Source organism: Cedecea neteri NBRC 105707 = ATCC 33855 (assembly GCF_001571265.1).
GTDB lineage: Bacteria > Pseudomonadota > Gammaproteobacteria > Enterobacterales > Enterobacteriaceae > Cedecea > Cedecea neteri.
The window spans coordinates 74,244-89,058 of record NZ_BCTL01000006.1 but is presented as its reverse complement, the minus strand read 5'-3'; the positions used below and the strand labels follow the sequence as shown (position 1 = coordinate 89,058).

Sequence of the window (14,815 nt, the reverse complement as noted above, 5' to 3'; positions counted from 1 at the left end):
GATAGACATTTTTAAGTGCTCTACTGACGCAAACCACTAAGAATTTTCCCAGGATTGAATATATAATATATTGCTCAAAAAATAGGTCACTGTATTGAAGAGCATCAATGACAACGCATTGAGCCAGGGACTACTATTCGATCCCTGACAAGATTCAGGATCGGAAGCGGAGCGCTGTTTCAGCCACCCGAAACAGCATGACATCGACTGACCATTATCAAGGAGCGACAAATGGCGACGCATTTTGCAAGATGGGCTCTGAACCCTCCCAACCTCACCTCACCCCGACTGAACGACGAAGTCCTTAACGCCGCCAGCCTGATGCCGGAACATCGCCGCACGCGCTATCTCGCGTCCCGGACGCTGGTCGCCGAGATGATGTTTATGCTGTACGGCACCCAACGCCTGCCGCAAATCATCACCTCTACCGCCGGGCGCCCGCGCTTTGCCGACGCGGAACTGCCGGACTTCAGCCTCGCCTATGCCGGTAACATGGTGGGCGTGCTGCTGGCCACCGAAGGGCGCTGCGGTCTGGACATGGAGCTTCGCCGCAGTTTCCAGGCACCGTCCCCGGTTGTGCCGCCTTCTCAGTCCAGCAGCAGCGAAATCACCTGGATCAACAACCAAAACGATCCCAACGAAGCCCGCACCCAGCTGCATACCCTGCGCCGCAGCGTACTGAAACTAACGGACAATCCCCAGACCAGCCTGAGCACGCTACAATTGTTGCCGGGTTCTGGTCGTCTGCGCGTCATAAACGAGCCGCATATTGAAGCTATCAGCGATGCGGAAGATATCCTTATCTGGGGTTGTGCCGTTGCGCCAGGCGTGGAGCGCCTGAAGCTGTGGGAATTCGATGGCCAACAGGGCTGGAACGCCCTGCCAGATGCCGAAGCCCGCAGCCGAAGCGCTCAGGCGCGCATCATTCGCCTGACGGGTATATCATCAGAGATCGCTACGCCGCATAACACATTTTCCCGAACGTCCTGACACATAAAGGAGTACCAATGTCTGATTCGTTGAAGATAGTGACTTTACTGGGGAGCCTGCGTAAGGGTTCATTTAACGCGATGGTCGCCCGCACGCTGCCGAACATCGCCCCGGCAGGCATGCAGATAGATGCCCTGCCTTCCATCGGCGACATCCCGCTGTACGATGCCGATATCCAACAAGAAGAAGGTTTCCCGCAGAGCGTAGAAGCCATTGCCGAGCAGATTCGCCAGGCGGACGGCGTGGTGATTGTCACGCCGGAATACAACTATTCCGTGCCGGGCGGCCTGAAGAACACCATTGACTGGCTCTCCCGCCTGCCTGAGCAGCCGCTGGCCGGCAAGCCTGTGCTGATTCAAACCAGCTCCATGGGCGCCATCGGCGGCGCGCGCTGCCAGTATCATCTGCGCCAAATCCTCGTATTCCTCGACGCGATGGTCATGAACAAACCAGAGTTTATGGGCGGCGTTATCCAGAACAAAGTTGACCCGCAGAGCGGCGAAGTGGTCGATCAAAGCACCCTCGACCATCTGACCGGGCAGCTCACCGCCTTTGGCGACTATATCAAGCGCGTGAAAGCCTGATTCCGGGCCAAAAAAAACGCCAGTCGCATGACTGGCGTTTTTATTTCTGCTGTCGCTTTAGTCAACAAACACGATTTTCAGCACAAACAGCAGCGCGACGATGATCACGCACGGGCTCAGCTCGCGCCAGCGGCCGGTGCCCAACTTCATGACACAGTAGGAAATAAAGCCGAGCGCGATGCCTTCGGTTATGGAGAAGCTGAACGGCATCATCACGGCGGTAACAAACGCCGGCACCGCTTCGGTCAGATCATCCCACTTCACCCTAGCCAGGCTTGAGGTCATCAGGACGCCAACATAAATCAGCGCACCAGCGGCCGCGTATGCCGGCACCATGCCCGCCAGCGGTGACAGGAAGATAACCAGCAGGAACAGCAGGCCAACCACGATAGCAGTCAGGCCGGTGCGGCCCCCAACGGAAACGCCGGAAGAGCTTTCGATGTAGGCGGTAACGGAAGAGGTGCCGAAGAACGAGCCGGTCACGGAAGAAATGCTGTCCACGAACAGCGCCTGCTTCATACGCGGGAATTTGCCCTTTTCGTCGGTTAATCCGGCTTTATCCGTCACGCCAATCAGGGTACCAGAGGAGTCAAACAGGTTGACCAGCATAAAGGAGAAGATCACGCCCGCCAGGCCCAAATTCAGGGAGCCCGCCAGATCAACCTGCCCGACAACGCTGCTCACGCTTGGTGGCGCGGACACGATGCCGTGGTACTGCACGTCGCCCAGCAGCCAGCCCAGCAGCGTGGTCACCACGATAGAGACCAGCACGGCCGCGTGGATGTTACGGGAAGCAAGAACCGCGATGATAAAGAAGCCCAACGCGCCGAGCAGCACGCTGTGGGAAGTCAGGTTCCCGATGCTGACCAGCGTTTCTTTATTGGCCACGATGATTCCGGCGTTTTTCAGCCCCATCATGCCGATAAACAGGCCGATGCCGCTGGTGATGCCTACGCGCAGGCCAAGCGGGATATTCGCTATCATCCAGTAGCGGACGCGGAAAATGGTCAGCAGCAGCAGGCCAACGGCGCCCCAGAAGATAGCGCCCATACCGACTTGCCAGGACAGGCCCATCGCACCAACAACCACGAAGGCGAAGAAGGCGTTCAGGCCCATCGCCGGTGCCAGCGCAACCGGCAGGTTAGCGAAAATGCCCATCAGGATGCTGCCAAAGGCCGCAATCAGGCAGGTGGTGACGAATACCGCCTGAGTATCCATCCCGGCCGCGCCGAGGATCTGTGGGTTAACAAAAACGATATACACCATCGTCAGGAAGGTGGTGAACCCGGCGATCACCTCGGTGCGGGCGTTAGTACCGTGTTCGCGTAATTTGAACGCGCGTTCGAGCAGCCCCGGGGTTGTTTCCGGAGTGGACTGTGGTTGGCTCATTATCGGTTTCCGAACTAAAAGAGGAAAAAATACGCCGCTATCCTATACCAAAATTGGCGGGGGATAACGCAAATCATCCACTTTTTTCGCTGAAATTACCGCAACGGGATCGATTGCGTTGCGCAAAAAGCATAGAGTAAACGTTAAACCAGAGAGAAAGGAAATGGCATGTCCCGGATAGAAGCGGTGTTTTTTGACTGCGATGGAACGCTGGTCGACAGCGAAGTCATCTGCTCCAAAGCCTACGTGCACATGTTTGCGCAACACGGCATTCAGCTTGCGCTCGAAGATGTCTTCAAGACCTTCAAAGGCGTCAAACTCTACGAAATTATCGACACAATCAACGCCGAGTACGGCACCAGCCTGCCGAAGCCAGAGCTTGAGGCGATTTACCGAACCGAAGTTGCCCGCCTGTTCGACAGCGAGCTTCAGGCAATCGCCGGGGCGAACACCCTGCTGGCGCAAATCAAAAAGCCGATGTGCGTGGTGTCCAACGGCCCGGTCAGCAAGATGCAGCATTCTCTCGGCAAAACCGGGATGCTCGACTATTTCCCGGAGACGCTTTACAGCGGCTACGATATTCAGCGCTGGAAGCCGGACCCGGCGCTGATGTTCCACGCGGCAGAACAGATGAAGGTGGGCGTGGAGCACTGCATTCTGGTGGATGATTCTATGGCGGGTGCGCAATCGGGCATTGCGGCGGGCATGGAGGTGTTTTATTTCTGTGCCGATCCACATAACAAACCGATCGATCATCCAAAGGTAACGACGTTTACCGATTTGGCGGAACTGCCTGCGCTGTGGAAAGCACGCGGCTGGGAAATTACGGCGTAGGTTTTTTAATCCCCTCTCCCTTTTAGGGAGAGGGTTAGGGTGAGGGTCACCAGCCGAGAGCGGTCAAAAAACTAAAGGAACATCCCGCCGGACACTTCAATCCGCTGCGCATTCATCCAGCCGGTCTCATCGCTGAGGATCGCCGCAATCGCATCGCCGATATCATCCGGCCGCCCTACTCGCCCCAGCGCGGTTTGCGCGGCGATAGCTTTCGACACATGCTCGCTATCCCGCACGATACCGCCGCTGAAATCAGTAGCAATAGCACCTGGCGCAATAATATTCACCGCAATCCCGCGTGAGCCCAGCTCTTTGGCCTGATACTTGGTCAGCACTTCCATCGCCCCTTTCATCGTGGCGTAGGCGGCTTTACCCGGCAGCGAGAAACGGGTCAGTCCGGTAGACACATTCAGAATACGGCCGCCGTCTTTAATCAGCTGCAGAAGGCGCTGGGTCAGGAAAAAAGGCCCTTTCAAATGGATGTTCATTATTTCATCGAACTGCGCTTCGGTGGTCTCGGCAAACGACGCTTCAAGACCGACCCCTGCGTTGTTCAATAAATAATCAAACGTATCTCGCTGCCAGACGTTACTCAGCGTCTCTTTCACCTGCTCAACGAATCCTGCAAAGGTGGATGAATCACCGACGTTGAGCTGAATTGCTGCGGCTTTCACGCCCTTTTGCTCAATTTCGCGCACAACATCTTCCGCTTCCTGACGCTGGCTATTATAGGTCAGCAGAATACCGATTCCGCGTGCGGCCAGCTTCAGCGCTGCGTTTTTGCCTAAACCACGGCTGCCGCCGGTCACTAAAGCGATACGTTGACTCATGATAAACCCCTTATTTGGCTGTCAGGTAATTGAGATACAGCTTATTAGCTGATACAAAATCAATAAATACGGCCAGATACGTCTCACTGTTTCATTTCAAACAACAATTCGGTGATGAGATGGATAAAATACACGCAATGCAGCTTTTCGTGCGGGTCGCCGAGCTGGAGAGTTTTACCCGCGCCGCAGACACCCTTGGGCTGCCGAAGGGCAGCGTTTCGCGCCAGGTTCAGGCGCTGGAAACCTCACTCGGCACACGCCTGCTGCACCGCACCACGCGCCGAGTTCAGCTCACCCAGGATGGCATGGTTTATTACGAACGCTGCCGCGACCTGTTAACTAACCTCGATGAACTAGACGGTCTGTTCCAGACCGATCCCGCCAGCGTCAGCGGGCGCATCAGAATCGATATGCCAGTTACGCTGGCGCGCGGCTTGATCATTCCGAAGCTGCCGGGATTTCTGCAGCAGTATCCAGGCATAGAGCTAGAGCTTAGCAGCAGCGACAGAATGGTGGATGTCGTCCGGGAAGGGTTTGACTGCGTAGTGCGCGTAGGTCACCTCAAAGACTCAGGTCTGGTGGCCAGGCCGCTGGGAAAATTCACCATGATCAACTGCGCCAGTCCGGATTACCTCAGCCGCTTCGGCTACCCTGAGAACCTGGACGACCTGGCTTCACACGCGCTGGTGCATTACGCCCAAAACCTCGGCACTCGCCCGCAGGGCTTTGAAGTCTGGCTGGATAAAACAACGCAGTGGGTGAAAACCGGTGGCCTGATTACCGTTAACAGCACGGAAACCTACCAGGCCGCCTGCGTTGCCGGACTGGGTATTATCCAGGTTCCGCGCGTGGGCGTGAAAGCCCAGCTCAAAGAAGGCAGTCTCGTCGAAATTTTGCCTCAGTATCGCGCTGAGCCAATGCCAATTTCGCTGCTTTATCCGCATCGCCGCAACCTCTCCCGGCGAGTGCATTTGTTTATGGAATGGCTAACCGGCGTACTCAAAGCCTATGTAGATTAGCGTTATGGCTATAATTTCCTTAAGATCCTGCCACAGCAAAAGGAAAATTGACCCGATGACGACGCCGGATAACCGTGAAAAACGCCCAACCCACGAGCTCGAATACGAGCCTGTTGTACCTATCGAAACTCAGCAGGATGAAGCGCAAAGCGAACCTGCAGAGAATGAACCGCTGGTGAAGCTTAAAACCAGCAACGCCGCAGTGAACAGCACCATATCCGCGGTCAACAAAACGGTCAGGCAGCCGATGGTTGCCCATCTGCTCCGCGCCGCAGAACGCTTTAATGACCGGCTTGGGAACCAGTTTGGCGCCGCCATTACCTACTTCTCGTTTCTGTCGCTGATCCCCATCATGATGGTGGCCTTCGCGGCGGGCGGCTACGTGCTTGCCTCGCACCCCACGCTGCTCGAAGACATTTTTGCCAAAATCCTTGAGAACGTCAGCGACCCGACGCTTGCCGCCACGCTAAAAAACACCATCAACACTGCGGTTCAGCAGCGCACCACCGTTGGGCTGGTCGGGCTGCTCATTGCCCTCTATTCCGGCATTAACTGGATGGGCAACCTGCGTGAAGCGGTGCGCGCCCAGTCGCGGGATAAGTGGGAACGCAGCCCGCAGGATCAGGAAAAATTCTGGGTAAAATACCTGCGTGATTTTATCTCATTGATTGGCTTACTGATTGCACTGATCGTGACGCTGTCGATAACTTCGATTTCCGGGTCGGCCCAGACGCTGCTGATTGGCCTGCTGCACCTGGGCGATATCGAATGGCTAAAACCGGTCTGGCATCTGGTCGGTCTGGCGATTTCAATTTTTGCTAACTACCTGCTGTTCTTCTGGATCTTCTGGCGGCTGCCGCGCCATCGTCCGCGCCGCAAGGCACTTATTCGCGGTACGCTGATTGCGGCCATCGGCTTTGAGGTGATTAAAATCATCATGACCTACAGCCTGCCGAAGCTCGTCAGTTCTCCTTCCGGGGCCGCTTTTGGTTCGGTGCTGGGGCTGATGGCCTTCTTCTACTTCTTCGCTCGCCTGACGCTGTTTTGCGCGGCCTGGATTGCCACCGCGGAATACAAAGACGACCCGAGGATGCCCGGCAAAACACATAAATAATCCTGTCATGATTTCCGGTCAGGATAGGTGGCCTGCCGACCTTCAGGTTAGCAGGCCCACTTGTCTAAACCTCCGACCAGAGAACATGCCATGACAACTGCCTCCGTTCCCAAACTTCAGAAAACCGTTATTGACCCCAGCGTTCGCCTGCGGGAAACACACGTCGGCGACCAGTGCGAAATACTCGCCCACAGCGTGCTGGAATACAGCATCCTCGGAGACTTCTCCTACCTCGGCGAACACTGCTGCGTGGCGGATAGCGTTATCGGCAAATTCACCGCTATTGCCAACCACGTCCGGCTTGGCGCCCCCAATCACCCGATGGACCGCCCGTCACAGCACCGCTTTACCTACTGCCCGGAGTACTACGCGCCCGACGTTGGCCGCGACACTTCATTCTTTGCCCATCGCCGTGAGGATCGGGTGGTAATTGGCAACGACGTGTGGATTGGTCACGGGGTGATTGTGCTGCCCGGCGTAACGGTTGGCGACGGCGCAGTGCTTGCCGCCGGGGCGGTGGTCAGCAAAGACGTGCCGCCGTACACCATCGTCGGTGGCGTGCCGGCCAAACCCATTCGTAGCCGCTTCCCTCAGGAGATAGCGGAAAGCCTGCAGCGCATCGCCTGGTGGGACTGGCCGCTGGAGAAATTAATGGCGCACCTGCCGGAATTTCAGTCAGGGGAGACAGCAAGTTTTTGCGCTCGCTGGGACAAGTCGGCCAACTTAGCAGATAAATCTAACTGGTAACTTTTATTTAACCTGAAACCAGTTTTATTCACTGTTTTGAAATTTTTGTGAAGCATTTCATGGAAGCTTACGCGCAGGCTTAAAAATTATTCACTTAATGCCTGTTTTTTGAGCTAAACCGCCCGCCGTAGCGCGTTGAAATGCTTCTTTTGCTATGCGTAAATGGACTTTCGTTCGCCATAAATAAGAAAAAACTATGCAAGCATCCGTTGCCACAACTCTCGATACCGGGGCTGACGCCACGCCCGTAAACTCACGCGGAAAAGTCGTTGTCGCTTCGCTGGTCGGCACGGCCATCGAATTCTTCGACTTCTATATCTATGCCACCGCGGCGGTAATCGTTTTCCCACACATCTTCTTCCCGCAGGGTGACCCGACGGCTGCCACGCTACAGTCTCTCGCCACGTTCGCTATCGCTTTTGTTGCCCGCCCGATTGGTTCGGCGCTGTTCGGCCACTTCGGCGATCGCGTCGGCCGTAAAGTCACGCTGGTTGCTTCTCTGCTAACGATGGGGATTTCAACCGTCGTCATCGGCCTGCTGCCGGGTTATGCCTCCATCGGCATTTTTGCTCCGATGCTGCTGGCGCTGGCCCGTTTTGGTCAGGGCGGTGAATGGGGTGGCGCGGCGCTGCTGGCTACGGAAAACGCCCCGCCGCGCAAGCGCGCGCTGTATGGCTCGTTCCCGCAGCTGGGTGCCCCAATCGGCTTCTTCTTCGCCAACGGCACCTTCCTGCTGCTCTCCTGGCTGCTGACCGACGAACAGTTCATGTCCTGGGGCTGGCGTGTGCCGTTTATTCTTTCGGCGGTTCTGGTCATTATCGGGCTTTATGTCCGCGTTTCGCTGCATGAAACGCCGGTATTCGCGAAGATTGCTAAAGCCGGGAAGCAAGTTAAAGTGCCACTGGGTACGCTGCTGACCAAACACCTGAAGGCGACCATCCTCGGCACCTTCATCATGCTGGCAACCTATACGCTGTTCTACATCATGACGGTCTATTCCATGACCTTCAGTACCGCGCCGGTTCCGGCAGGCCTCGGCTTCTCGCGCAATGACGTGCTGTGGATGCTGATGATGGCGGTGATTGGCTTTGGCGTGATGGTGCCGATTGCGGGCTACCTGGCGGATGCCTTTGGCCGCCGTAAGAGCATGATTGTAATCACCAGCCTGATGATTCTGTTTGCGCTGTTCGTCTTCCCGCCGCTGCTGGGTTCAGGCAGCCAGGCGCTGGTGATGGCTTACCTGCTGATCGGCCTGAGCCTGATGGGGCTGACCTTTGGCCCGATGGGCGCTCTGCTGCCGGAGATGTTCCCGACGGAAGTGCGCTATACCGGCGCTTCTTTCTCCTACAACGTCGCGTCTATACTTGGCGCTTCCGTCGCACCTTATATCGCGACCTGGCTGCAGGCTAACTATGGTCTGTTCTACGTCGGCGTGTATCTGGCCGCGATGTCCGCGCTGACGCTGATTGCGCTGCTGCTGAGTAAAGAGACCCGCCACCAGTCGCTGTAAATTTTACCCTCACCCTGACCCTCTCCCTAAAAGGGAGAGGGGAAACGTTCACTCACTTCTTCATCTGCCCCAAAATCGTCCGGCACTGATTATCGCTGCCTTCAGAAGTCGAGATCAGCGCAGCCAGCGCCGCGGCCGGCGTGACCAGCGTCGCAAGCGCAGCGGCCACCGCGCCACGAACGATCAGCGGCCCCGGCTTCACGCCCGCATCCGGATTTTTGAACGTACCGCGTACGTAAAGCGGTGAACGCAGGGTAATAATACGAATCCCTTTACTCTCAGGATCGATGGTCAAATCCAGACGCTCGCTGGCAAAGTTGGTGCTGCCGGTCACGTTGATCAGGGCATTTTCGGTATCAAAGGCAAAAATCCTCGGCGTCGCGATGCCGTTACGCAAATCCAGGTTCGCCGCGGCGCAGTTTATCCGCACTTCATCGTCGCCAAAAATCTTCCCGACAATGTAGTTCCCAACGTTCAGGCCTACTATTTCCATCAGGTTGCGGCTGATAAGCCCGTCGTTCATCAGCAGCTTCAGGCTGCCGTTGCTGGTACCCAATAATGCGGCAACGGAGTTACCACGCCCGCTCAGGTTAGCGTCACCGTTCAGCTCGCCGAGCGTTTTCTGCATCGACTCCACTTTGGGCATAAGCTGCTTCAGCTGCAGTCGGCGAGCCTGAATATCCGCTGTCCCCTGCATCGGCTTTTTATCGCCTTCAAGGTGGATATTGGCATTGATAGAACCTCCCGCCATGCCGAATTTCAGCGGCTGCAGGCGCAGGTCGGCGTTATTCAGAATCACGTGGGTGGTCAGGTCGCTAAGCGGCAGCGTACCGCTATGCTCAATGCGCTGTCCTTTAAAGCGCACATCGGCGTCCATCACGTTCCATTTGTCCGTTTCAAATCGATCGTAAGGCAGCACTTTGTCGGCGGGCTGTGCCGTACTTTCGCCGCGCTGCTGTTTAGCTTTTTTCGTCTTCTCTGCGCCATTCCCTGAGTCGACGCCAATCAGCGGCCCTAAATCGGCCAGCCGCAGCTGTTTAGAGGCCAAATCACCTTCAAGCTTAGGCCATGGTTTACCCTGGCTGTAGGTCAGGGAGCCGTGAATATCGCTGTCGCCAATACGCCCGTTAAAATCCTGGTAACGGAAGACCGAGCCTTTATCCGTGTCGATTTTCGCCAACAGATGGCCGTCCGTTTCAAACGGTGGAGTATCCGGCAGCAGCACGCCGGTCAGCGCATAAAGATTGCCGAGAGAATCACCGGAGAATTTAAGCCTGAGGTCAACCCCGCCCATTTTCATTGGGTCGTTGACGGTGCCCACGAAGGCCACACGAGAGGTGCCAGAGCGCACATCGGCCTGCACCGGGAACGCGCTATCGCTTTCACTGCGCAGCGCCAGCATGCCGCCGATTTTACCGCTGCCTTCCACCGGCTGGCCGTTGTAGCGGCCACTCACTTTCAGGCCGAAAACGTAATCTGCCGCCTTCGCCGCGTCTTTGCCCTGTGGCTTTTGGCCGGACACTTCGCTGAACGGCAGCGGTTTACCCAGCGGATCGACGAGGAGAGTCAGCTCGGCCTTCGTCACCTTGTCATCCACCGCAATCCGGCCTTTATCGAACAAAATGTTGTCCAGTCGGAAAGACCAGCCGGACGGTTTTTGATTGGGATCGCTGTCGCCTGAGCTGGCAAGGTTAAAGGTCCAGTTATTACTTTTTTCCGACAGCCTGATAATTCGGGCATCGGGCTCAACCAGCTTTATCCAGGGGATGTAGACCGTTTTGGTGAGCAGCGAGAGCGGCGCAAGCGTCGCATCCACCCTTGGCAGATGAACCATGGTCACTTCGGGGATTTCAGGTGGGTTACCAAGGAGAATATCTTCGGCATGAACGTGTGGCCACGGCACCCAACTGCGCCAGCCGGACTCGTCTTTATTGCGCTCCCAAACCACCCCTAAATCACCGCGAATGGCAAAGGGGCGGTTCAGCTCTGCCGAGACTTTTTGGTTGATGGTTGGTTTTAGTCGGTTCCAGTCAAATGTGGCAATTACGACGATCGCCACCACAACCAACAACAAGAAAATCCCGGCGATTACACTGCTAATTTTACCTGTTTTTGTCATCCTTATTACCTCTCCTGATGCCGGCCTGCCTGACTAAAAGATAGTCCAGCATGACCGAAACGGCATCAGGGGAGGTGAATCAGCACATGTTCAAGGTTTTCGAAAGGAACCGGACGGGAAAGAAAATAGCCCTGCGCTGCATAGGCAGGCGAAGACTGAACGTCTCTCCATTCTTCAACCGTTTCAATACCTTCCACAATCACGCCCTTGCAGTAACGGTTCATTAATTGCAGCAGCATGGTGAACAAATTACGCCCTTCATCGCTTTTTCGCAGCATGATGAAAAGTTCACGCGCCACTTTGATGTAGTCATAACGAACTTCGCTCAGCGCGGAGAAGTTAGCCAGGCCGGTGCCAAAATCATCAAGCCAAAGCGGGCCAAACTCGTGCATACCCGCCAGAGTCGCCGCCTGCGGCAAGTTGATATGTTCCACCAGTTCAAAACGTACCCACGGCAGTTTGGCGATAAGGTCGAGAATCGGCTGATGCTGCTTCATGGCAATCAAAGTTGGGCCATCAACGTTGACCGACGCCAGGATGCCGTGGCCAATAAAGGTCTGCTCCCAGGCTTCCAGCAGGCGCAGTTGCTCTTCCACCACCGAAAGTCGCTGGCGGCTGGGGATCGAAGAAAAATAGCGGTCGGGAGGGATGCGCACATCTGCCTCCACTGGATGCGTGACCACCGTGAGCAGCTCAACTGCCATCAATTTTCCGTCTGTTCTGTAAATCGGCTGAAAGGTGTAGCGGCGCTGGCATTGCAGCCAAAATCGTCGCTCCTGCAAACTTTCAACGCTCGCCTCAAGCGTATGCAGCCGGTGAGTGATCTGCTTCAACTTCATCTGTACATCCTGTTTGCCCTGATGACTCTACATGGCTCGTCGAAAGGTTATCGGCGTCGGAATAGAGAACTTTATGCTCGCTTTCGCAGCAAAATCGGCGATGGCGATTTTTGTCACAATCACAATAACCTGGCGCACCTCAAAAGTTTTCGAAACGGCGTTTTAAAATGTTTGACTCACTTTTCACCCAGACGGAGAATGCAAAAAAACAGCATTTTTGTTCATTTCATCATCAGGTTTCTTATGCTCACTCAGAAAATTGCCGTGATCGGCGAATGCATGATCGAACTGTCTCAGAATGGCGCTCAGGTACAGCGCGGCTTTGGGGGCGATACCCTAAATACCTCGGTTTATCTCGCCCGCCAGGTCAGCGAAAGCGCGCTGGAAGTGCATTATGTCACCGCCCTGGGCGAGGACAGCTTTAGCCAGCAAATGCTGGACAGCTGGCGCCAGGAGCGCCTGCACACGGCATTGATTCAGCGCCTGGAGCATCGCCTTCCGGGGCTGTATTACATCGAGACGGATAGCCACGGCGAGCGCACCTTCTACTACTGGCGCAACGAAGCGGCGGCGCGGTTCTGGCTGGAGAGCGAGCGTTCAGAGGAAATTTGCGCCGAACTGGCACAGTTCGATTATCTCTACCTGAGCGGTATTAGCCTGGCTATTCTCAACGAAACCAGCCGCGAGAAGCTGCTGGCAATGCTAAAGCAGGCGAGAGCCAACGGCTGCAAGGTGATCTTCGACAACAATTATCGCCCACGCCTCTGGGCCAGCCCCGAAGAGACACAGCGCGTTTACCAGCAGATGCTGGCCTGCACGGATATCGCCTTCCTGACGCTGGATGATGAAGACTTGCTGTGGGGCACCGTCCCGGCAGGCGAGGTGATTCGCCGGACGCACGCTGCAGGCGTAGGAGAAGTGGTGATCAAGCGGGGCGCAGAGTCTTGCCTGGTGTCGGTCATAGGTGAAAGCACTCTCGAGGTTCCCGCCCTTCGCCTGCCAAAAGAAAAAGTCGTGGATACCACCGCGGCTGGGGATTCGTTTAGCGCAGGCTATCTGGCGGTACGTTTAACCGGAGGAACGGCGGAAGCGGCCGCGAAGCGCGGCCATCTGACGGCAGGGACAGTGATTCAGTATCGCGGGGCGATTATTCCGTTGGATGCAATGCCCAAATAAGTTGACCCTCACCCTAACCCTCTCCCTGAAAGGGAGAGGGGACGCAAAGAAAACTTTTACACTAATTCCCCCTCTCCCCTATGGGGAGAGGCTCGGGGTGAGGGGCTTTTCAGGCACTATGACGCCGGAGGAATATCCGAAACATCCTGCTTAGGATCGTCGGTCACAGGCGGCACAGCGGCCGGCACCATCACCTTATCCCACGTCTCTTTCAGCTCTTTCATGTTGTACTCAGGCTCGCCTTTAGGCTGCAACAACACCATAGACATATCCTGAGACAGCTGCTGACGCAGGTCCTGGTTGAGCATTGAGACGGTCAGGCTGTCGAGGAAGTCCTGACGCAGCTTCTGGTACTGCTCCGGCGCAATATCAACCACCTGGTTTTGCAGCGAACGCAAACGCTGGCTTATCAGCACGTCGGTGTTGGTGCGTGCGTAGGTGGCAAACAGCTTCGTCAGTTCATTCTTTTTCTGCGCAATCAGCGCATCGAATTCTTCCTGAGACAGCCCTTTATCGCGCACTCGCAGCAGTTCACGCCCGACGCTGGTGAGACTGACGTTCAGCTTATCGTTCGGGGATTCAATATTGATCCCGCACTGGGCACGCAGATAAAGCACGCGGCAGTCAAAGCTCAGATTAAGATCTTTAACGCCGTTTTTGCTCAGGCTTTGCTGCACATTCCAGAACAGCGCTTCACGGGCCAGATCGGCACGCCAGTAGCGCAGCAGCGCCGCGGATTCACGAATCGGCTGCCAGGTGTTATCCCACATCAGAGACAGCCTGTCCTGACGCACGCTGTCGGTCATCAGGCTAACCGGCTCAGGGTTAAGCGGGGAAAGCGTCGGCACCGGTGCAGGGGTATCGCGCTTACCTTTTAGCTCGCCGAAGGTTTTGTTGATTTGCTCCGCCACGCTGCGGCTGTCCACGTTGCCGACCACAATAAGGGTCATCGCATCCGGGGTGTACCACTTGTCGTAAAACGCTTTCAACTGCACGGCATCTACCGGACGCTTGAGATTATCAGCCGGATCGTGGCCAAGCAGCGTGGAACCTTTCAGACGGTAGCGCCACCAGCTGTCTTTGGTATTCATCGGCCAGGTCGCAACCATATCCGGCACATGTAAGGCCGCAGTTACGGTTGCCGGCGTCACGGCCAGCGACCCGATATTGGTCGACATAAATGCCAGCGCTTCTTTCAGCAAATCATTGCGGTTGTTAGGCAAGCTTAAGTTAAAAAGCGTGAAGTCATAGGAGACGATAGCCGGAGGAAGTGGACGCTCCGGATCGCTGCTTTGGTGCCATAACGAACGTGCCTGGCTCGTCGGCAGACCGCCAGTCTGCGTCAGCAGCATGCGCGGTAGAAAGTGGCTGTAACCGCTTTGCTGGGCGGTTTCGGTGAGCGAACCGTTATTCACCATCAGGCGAATTTCAACGCGATCGCTTGGGCGCTGGGGGGTGGCCAAAACCTGCCACTGGAAGCCGTTAGAGAGCGTTCCCTGTTGCCAGGCCGGGTCCGGCTGGAGCGCTTCTGCCTGCACGTTGCCGGCCGTTGCGGCTAATAGCAACCCGCCAGCTAAAAGTCGAATCTTGGTGCCCTGCATGTGAACCCCTAAAAACAATCCTGGTTAAAAGTAGCACATCGGCGCGGCATTCGACGTCCGCAG

At 56.0% G+C, this 14,815-nt stretch carries 13 protein-coding genes; 8 read left to right on the top strand and 5 right to left on the bottom strand.

Annotation, left to right across the window (positions count from 1 at the left end; translation table 11 throughout):
- The first annotated feature begins 231 nt into the window (after positions 1–231).
- Both CNE01S_RS03125 and CNE01S_RS03120 read left to right on the top strand, forming a co-directional pair.
- Positions 232–990 (top strand): 4'-phosphopantetheinyl transferase family protein, encoded by a 759-nt coding sequence (locus CNE01S_RS03125; RefSeq protein WP_061273364.1) that lies wholly within the window; start codon positions 232–234, stop codon positions 988–990.
- Between the two features lie 17 nt (positions 991–1,007).
- The gene (locus tag CNE01S_RS03120) at positions 1,008–1,574 is read left to right on the top strand and encodes an NADPH-dependent FMN reductase (RefSeq protein WP_061273362.1); all 567 of its coding nucleotides are present in this window, start codon (positions 1,008–1,010) and stop codon (positions 1,572–1,574) included.
- A gap of 57 nt (positions 1,575–1,631) precedes the next feature.
- Here the strand turns inward: CNE01S_RS03120 and CNE01S_RS03115 are convergent, their stop codons facing one another.
- Positions 1,632–2,963 carry an NCS2 family permease gene (locus CNE01S_RS03115; protein ID WP_061273360.1) on the bottom strand — a complete coding sequence of 444 codons (1,332 nt, stop codon included), beginning with the start codon at positions 2,961–2,963 and terminating at the stop codon, positions 1,632–1,634.
- A 168-nt stretch (positions 2,964–3,131) separates the two neighbouring features.
- Here CNE01S_RS03115 and yieH point away from each other — a divergent pair, with 168 nt between their 5' ends.
- On the top strand, positions 3,132–3,797 hold the full coding sequence (gene yieH, locus CNE01S_RS03110; RefSeq protein WP_061273358.1) for a 6-phosphogluconate phosphatase: 666 nt from the start codon (positions 3,132–3,134) through the stop codon (positions 3,795–3,797).
- Positions 3,798–3,868: 71 nt separating this feature from the next.
- Here yieH and CNE01S_RS03105 read toward each other — a convergent pair whose 3' ends face one another.
- A complete protein-coding gene (locus CNE01S_RS03105) occupies positions 3,869–4,627 on the bottom strand; it encodes an SDR family NAD(P)-dependent oxidoreductase (RefSeq protein ID WP_061273356.1) in 759 nt (252 codons plus the stop codon).
- 119 nt (positions 4,628–4,746) lie between these two features.
- Between CNE01S_RS03105 and CNE01S_RS03100 the strand changes: the two genes are divergently transcribed.
- The 4 genes from CNE01S_RS03100 (at position 4,747) to CNE01S_RS03085 (ending at position 9,017) form a co-directional block, all read left to right on the top strand.
- Positions 4,747–5,646 carry a LysR family transcriptional regulator gene (locus CNE01S_RS03100; protein ID WP_061273354.1) on the top strand — a complete coding sequence of 300 codons (900 nt, stop codon included), beginning with the start codon at positions 4,747–4,749 and terminating at the stop codon, positions 5,644–5,646.
- Between the two features lie 55 nt (positions 5,647–5,701).
- On the top strand, positions 5,702–6,760 hold the full coding sequence (yhjD, locus tag CNE01S_RS03095; RefSeq protein WP_061273352.1) for an inner membrane protein YhjD: 1,059 nt from the start codon (positions 5,702–5,704) through the stop codon (positions 6,758–6,760).
- Between the two features lie 90 nt (positions 6,761–6,850).
- Entirely contained in the window at positions 6,851–7,507 is a 657-nt protein-coding gene (locus tag CNE01S_RS03090) for a DapH/DapD/GlmU-related protein (protein WP_061273349.1), read from the top strand.
- 196 nt (positions 7,508–7,703) lie between these two features.
- The gene (locus CNE01S_RS03085) at positions 7,704–9,017 is read left to right on the top strand and encodes an MFS transporter (RefSeq protein WP_061273347.1); all 1,314 of its coding nucleotides are present in this window, start codon (positions 7,704–7,706) and stop codon (positions 9,015–9,017) included.
- Between the two features lie 52 nt (positions 9,018–9,069).
- Here CNE01S_RS03085 and CNE01S_RS03080 read toward each other — a convergent pair whose 3' ends face one another.
- Complete coding sequence (locus CNE01S_RS03080; protein ID WP_061273345.1) at positions 9,070–11,136, bottom strand: AsmA family protein; 2,067 nt, start codon at positions 11,134–11,136, stop codon at positions 9,070–9,072.
- A gap of 65 nt (positions 11,137–11,201) precedes the next feature.
- Entirely contained in the window at positions 11,202–11,975 is a 774-nt protein-coding gene (pdeH, locus tag CNE01S_RS03075) for a cyclic-guanylate-specific phosphodiesterase (protein ID WP_061273343.1), read from the bottom strand.
- Between the two features lie 243 nt (positions 11,976–12,218).
- Between pdeH and kdgK the strand changes: the two genes are divergently transcribed.
- Complete coding sequence (gene kdgK / locus CNE01S_RS03070) at positions 12,219–13,151, top strand: 2-dehydro-3-deoxygluconokinase (RefSeq protein ID WP_061273482.1); 933 nt, start codon at positions 12,219–12,221, stop codon at positions 13,149–13,151.
- Positions 13,152–13,267: 116 nt separating this feature from the next.
- Here the strand turns inward: kdgK and CNE01S_RS03065 are convergent, their stop codons facing one another.
- Positions 13,268–14,752, bottom strand: coding sequence for a M16 family metallopeptidase (locus CNE01S_RS03065; protein WP_061273341.1), 1,485 nt, complete (start codon positions 14,750–14,752; stop codon positions 13,268–13,270).
- Between the last annotated feature and the right edge of the window lie 63 nt (positions 14,753–14,815).

Excerpts from the sequence above, each read along its gene's own strand:
- CNE01S_RS03125 (WP_061273364.1), top strand. The coding sequence starts at position 232 with ATGGCGACGCATTTTGCAAGATGGGCTCTGAACCCTCCCAACCTCACC.
- CNE01S_RS03120 (WP_061273362.1), top strand. The coding sequence starts at position 1,008 with ATGTCTGATTCGTTGAAGATAGTGACTTTACTGGGGAGCCTGCGTAAG.
- CNE01S_RS03115 (WP_061273360.1), bottom strand. The coding sequence starts at position 2,963 with ATGAGCCAACCACAGTCCACTCCGGAAACAACCCCGGGGCTGCTCGAA.
- yieH (WP_061273358.1), top strand. The coding sequence starts at position 3,132 with ATGTCCCGGATAGAAGCGGTGTTTTTTGACTGCGATGGAACGCTGGTC.
- CNE01S_RS03105 (WP_061273356.1), bottom strand. The coding sequence starts at position 4,627 with ATGAGTCAACGTATCGCTTTAGTGACCGGCGGCAGCCGTGGTTTAGGC.
- CNE01S_RS03100 (WP_061273354.1), top strand. The coding sequence starts at position 4,747 with ATGGATAAAATACACGCAATGCAGCTTTTCGTGCGGGTCGCCGAGCTG.
- yhjD (WP_061273352.1), top strand. The coding sequence starts at position 5,702 with ATGACGACGCCGGATAACCGTGAAAAACGCCCAACCCACGAGCTCGAA.
- CNE01S_RS03090 (WP_061273349.1), top strand. The coding sequence starts at position 6,851 with ATGACAACTGCCTCCGTTCCCAAACTTCAGAAAACCGTTATTGACCCC.
- CNE01S_RS03085 (WP_061273347.1), top strand. The coding sequence starts at position 7,704 with ATGCAAGCATCCGTTGCCACAACTCTCGATACCGGGGCTGACGCCACG.
- CNE01S_RS03080 (WP_061273345.1), bottom strand. The coding sequence starts at position 11,136 with ATGACAAAAACAGGTAAAATTAGCAGTGTAATCGCCGGGATTTTCTTG.
- pdeH (WP_061273343.1), bottom strand. The coding sequence starts at position 11,975 with ATGAAGTTGAAGCAGATCACTCACCGGCTGCATACGCTTGAGGCGAGC.
- kdgK (WP_061273482.1), top strand. The coding sequence starts at position 12,219 with ATGCTCACTCAGAAAATTGCCGTGATCGGCGAATGCATGATCGAACTG.
- CNE01S_RS03065 (WP_061273341.1), bottom strand. The coding sequence starts at position 14,752 with ATGCAGGGCACCAAGATTCGACTTTTAGCTGGCGGGTTGCTATTAGCC.